This is a genomic window from Methylobacterium trifolii (genome assembly GCF_022179685.1).
GTDB lineage: Bacteria > Pseudomonadota > Alphaproteobacteria > Rhizobiales > Beijerinckiaceae > Methylobacterium > Methylobacterium trifolii.
Genome location: NZ_BPRB01000389.1, coordinates 1 through 4,020, shown reverse-complemented (window position 1 = coordinate 4,020; position 4,020 = coordinate 1). Strand labels below are relative to the sequence as shown.

General features: G+C 71.3%; 3 protein-coding genes and 1 pseudogene. All 4 read right to left on the bottom strand.

Translation table 11 applies throughout. From position 1 onward, the window contains the following. Positions 1-283: 283 nt before the first annotated feature. A pseudogene (gene ilvA / locus COGEMETH_RS24990) lies at positions 284-1,891 on the bottom strand (threonine ammonia-lyase, biosynthetic); the annotation flags it as partial. A gap of 178 nt (positions 1,892-2,069) precedes the next feature. Further along, a complete protein-coding gene (locus COGEMETH_RS24985; RefSeq protein ID WP_238185363.1) occupies positions 2,070-2,636 on the bottom strand; it encodes a PilZ domain-containing protein in 567 nt (188 codons plus the stop codon). 160 nt (positions 2,637-2,796) lie between these two features. Beyond that, positions 2,797-3,141: a diacylglycerol kinase gene (locus COGEMETH_RS24980; RefSeq protein WP_238185362.1), complete on the bottom strand. Its 345-nt coding sequence runs from the start codon at positions 3,139-3,141 to the stop codon at positions 2,797-2,799. Next, the coding region (locus tag COGEMETH_RS24975) for an AbrB family transcriptional regulator (RefSeq protein WP_238185361.1) at positions 3,141-4,020 on the bottom strand (880 nt) is incomplete at its 5' end. The genes COGEMETH_RS24975 and COGEMETH_RS24980, both read right to left, overlap by 1 nt.

The following is a 4,020-nucleotide window of genomic DNA, read 5'->3' as shown; positions in this document are numbered from 1 at the left end:
CTGAGTCAGTGCACTAGCAAGCTCACGCATCGCCAGTGGTCAGATAAGCCTCTGTTCCGGAACGTGGTTCTTCTCCCCTTGTGGGCTGCCGGACTCCTGCATCTGCGCAGGGGAACCGGAGAGGTCGATCGAAGCGCTGTGCGGCCCCCTCTCCCGTGCGGGAGAGGGTTGGGGTGAGGGCCCCAGGTTTCTCTGGAGAGGTCGCATCCCTCACCCTGTCCCTCTCCCGCACGGAAGAGGGGACCCGCGCCTCATCCTGGAGGCAATGTGTACATCTGTGACCTCAGGCGAGGAGCGCCTCCGGCTGCGCGCCCGTATCGAGGAAGAGGCGGTAGGCGGGGTTCTCCGTCTCCTCGGTGGCCGGGTAGCCGAGTGCGGCCAAAGCCGCGTCGAAGCGGGCGTGCTCGGTGGGCGGCACGTCGATGCCGGCCAGCACCCGTCCGTAATCGGCGCCGTGGTTGCGGTAGTGGAACAGGGTGATGTTGAAGTCCTCGCCGAGCGTCTCCAGGAACTTCAGCAGGGCGCCGGGCCGCTCCGGGAACTGGAAGCGGAACAGGCGCTCGTGGGCCAGCCCCCCCGCCCGGCCGCCGACCATGTAGCGGACGTGGACCTTGGCCATCTCGTTGTCGCTCATGTCGAGCACCCGGTAGCCGGCCGCGCCCAGGGCGGCGATCAGGTCGCGCTTCTCGGGCTTGCCGCCGGGCAGGTTGATGCCGACGAAGATCTGGGCCGCCGCGTCGCGGGCGTAGCGGTAGTTAAACTCGGTGATCGCGCGGGGGCCGAGCGCCGTGATGAAGGCGCGGTAGGCGCCGGGGCGCTCGGGGATGGTGACGCCGAGCAGCACCTCCCGCTCCTCGCCGATCTCGGCCCGCTCGGCGATGTGGCGCAGGCGGTCGAAGTTGAGGTTGGCGCCCGACGAGATCGCCACCAGCGTGCCCGTGCCGCCCTCGCGGGCGGCGTAGACCTTGGCGCCGGCCAGACTCAGCGCCCCGGAGGGCTCGGACACCGCACGGGTGTCGTCGAAGATGTCCTTGACCGCCGCGCACATGGCGTCGGTGTCGACGGTGATGACCCCGTCGAGATGCGCGCGGCAGAGGCGGAAGGTCTCCTCGCCGGCCTGCCGCACGGCGACGCCGTCGGCGAACAGGCCGACGCTCGGCAGCATGACCCGCTCGTCCGCCTTGAGGGCCTCGGCCATGCAGGCGGCGTCGTCCGGCTCGACGCCGATCACCTTGGTCTCCGGGCGCAGGTACTTCACGAAGGTGGCGATGCCGGCCGCCAGGCCGCCGCCGCCGACGGGCACGAAGATCGCCTCGATCGGGCCGGTATGCTGCTGCAGGATCTCCTTGCCGATCGTGCCCTGGCCGGCGATCACGTCGGGATCGTCGAAGGGGTGGAGGAAGGTCAGGCCCTGCTCGGCCTCGAGCCGCCGCGCCTCGGTCAGGGCCTCGTCGAAGGCGTCCCCGTGCAGCACCACCTCGGCCCCGCGGGCCCGGCAGGCGTCGACCTTGATCGAGGGCGTGGTGCGCGGCATCACGATGATTGCGCGCACGTTCAGGCGGGCGGCGGCCAGCGCCACCCCCTGCGCGTGGTTGCCGGCCGAGGCGCAGACCACCCCGCGGGCGAGCAGGGCCGGATCGAGCCCGGACATCTTGTTGTAGGCGCCGCGCAGCTTGAACGAGAACACCGGCTGCAGGTCCTCGCGCTTGAGCAGCACCGGGCGGCCGAGGCGCGCGCTGATGCGCGGCATCGGATCGAGCGGGCTCTCGATGGCGACGTCGTAGACGCGGGCGGTGAGGATCTTGCGGATGTAGTCGGTCACGGTCCCATCGTCGGTTCGAGGATCGTCCGGGCTGCGCCCCGCGGCGGAACGGTGCCGGGGCCGTTTCGAGTGAGCCTCTTATACCAAGTCTCATAGGTGAGGACCTATGAGGTCCGGCGGACGGCCGCCGCCCCGCAGTCGCGGGGGCTCAAGCCTCGATGCGGCATCCTCACCGAGGCCTGGTATTAGGCGTTCCGCCGCGCCGATGCGAGGGCAGGCGACCAGCCCGGCTCGCTGCCTCTCGGTGTCAGAGCACCAGATCCACGCTCACCTCGGCCGGGTCGAAGGGCACGAGGAAGGCGATGCCGGCGCCCTGGGGAAACGTCCGCACCACCGAACCGCCGGTCCGGCCGATCCGGATCCGCGTGCCGAGCGCGAGGGGGCGCTCCACATGGATCGCCGCACCGGAGGCGGAAAGGTTCAGCAGGCGGCTCGGCAGGTGCGAGCCGTCCTCCAGCGTCACCAGGATGTCGGTCCGGCGCGGCACGATCCGCGGAGCAGTGCGATACCCCTCCAGGGCGGGCCCCTGGAGGCGGGCGGTGTCCACGAGGAACTCCGCGACCGCCCTGCCGCGCTGCCGGTTCGTCGTCGGGCGGACCACGAACGCGTTCGCCTCCCTGCGGACGACCCGCGTCTCCAGCACGCCGATATGCCGGATGCTGCAGGTCAGGGGGTCGTCGATCGCGGGGACCGTCGCCGACCGGAACCGGATGCCGTCCGGGGAGACCGCATCGGTGACGGCGTAGAAATCGTGGTGCTGCCGGCTCCAGCACAAGGCGGGCAGGATGACCTTGTGGCACCGCGTGTCCTGCATCCCGCCCTCTTGCCGTGGCCCCGACCCATCGGGTTATCGCGGTAAGATTCTTTTCCGGCCCATACGGCGATCCGTAAAATGCGTGGGATTTCTCGCCGCGGCGCCGCATTATGTGCTCGGCGCATGGCTCGGCGCCCGTGCGCGCCACGGTTCTCCGGGATCAGAACCGGTCGATCACCGCGGCGAGCCAGACGAGGGCGGCGAGGACCTGCGCGAAGAACGCCCCGGCCGAGGCGAGGTCCTTGACCACCCCGATCCGGACGTGCCGGTCCGGGTGGAGATGGTCGCAGAGCTTCTCGATGGCCGTGTTCAGGAATTCGGCCGCGAGCATCAGGATCAGGCTCGCCAGCAGCGCGACCCGCACCCACAGACCGGTGCCGAGCATCATCGCGGCCGGCAGCCCGACCGCGGCCAGCAGGAGTTCGAGGCGGATCGCCCGCTCCGTCCGCGCGCCGTGGACCAGGCCGCGCCAGGAATTCAGGAACGCCAGGTAGAGCGCCCGCATCACGGCCTGTCGGTGTCCGGGGCCGTGCGGGAGATCCACTTGGCGAGCAGCGGCCCGGTGATCAGCACCACGAACAGGCGCAGGGTCTGGACCGCGAGGACGAAGGACACGTCGGCCTGCGAGCCGACCGCGATGATCGCCACCGAATCCAGGCCGCCGGGGCTGGTGGCGAGGAAGGCGGTGAGGAAGTCGATCGGCAGCAGGAAGGTCAGCCCGAAGGCCCAGCCGCCGCAGAGCAGGATCACGGCCAGGGTGGAGACCAGGATGCCCGGAAGCGCGTGCACGGTCAGGTTCAGGGTCTCTCGGGTGAAGCGCAGGCCCACGTACCAGCCGATGCCGGCATAGGCGAGGTCGAGGATCGGGCCCGGCAGCGCCATCCGGGCGAGGCCGGTGGCATGCAGCACGGAGCCCAGCACCATCGGCCCGATCTGCGCGCCCGCCGGCACGCGCAGCGCCAGGGCGACGGCCGCGCCGACCGCCGCGATGCCCAGCGTGGCCAGGACCGAGCCGGCCTCTGCCGCGTCGGTCGCGCCCGCATCCGCAGCCAGGGCCGGCGCCTCGATCATCAGGCGGGCGACGAGGGAGGCCGAGAACACCACCGCCACCACGCGCACGTACTGCATGAAGGCGACGAGCCGCGGGTCGGCGCCGAAGGCCTCGGACATGGCCACCATCGCCGCCGCGCCCCCCGGCGAGGAGCCCCAGGCGGCGGTGGTGCCCGGCAGCACCCTCAGCCGGGTCAGGCCCCAGCCGACCGTGCCGCCGGCCGCCACCGTCACCAGCACGACGGCGACGATGATCGGGCCGTCCTCCAGCAGGGTCGCGACGATGCTGCCCGTCACCGCGTGGGCGACGAGGCAGCCGATCATCGCCTGCGAC

Coding starts and splice junctions, on each gene's coding strand:
- COGEMETH_RS24985 (WP_238185363.1), bottom strand. CDS start 2,636: ATGCAGGACACGCGGTGCCACAAGGTCATCCTGCCCGCCTTGTGCTGG.
- COGEMETH_RS24980 (WP_238185362.1), bottom strand. CDS start 3,141: ATGCGGGCGCTCTACCTGGCGTTCCTGAATTCCTGGCGCGGCCTGGTC.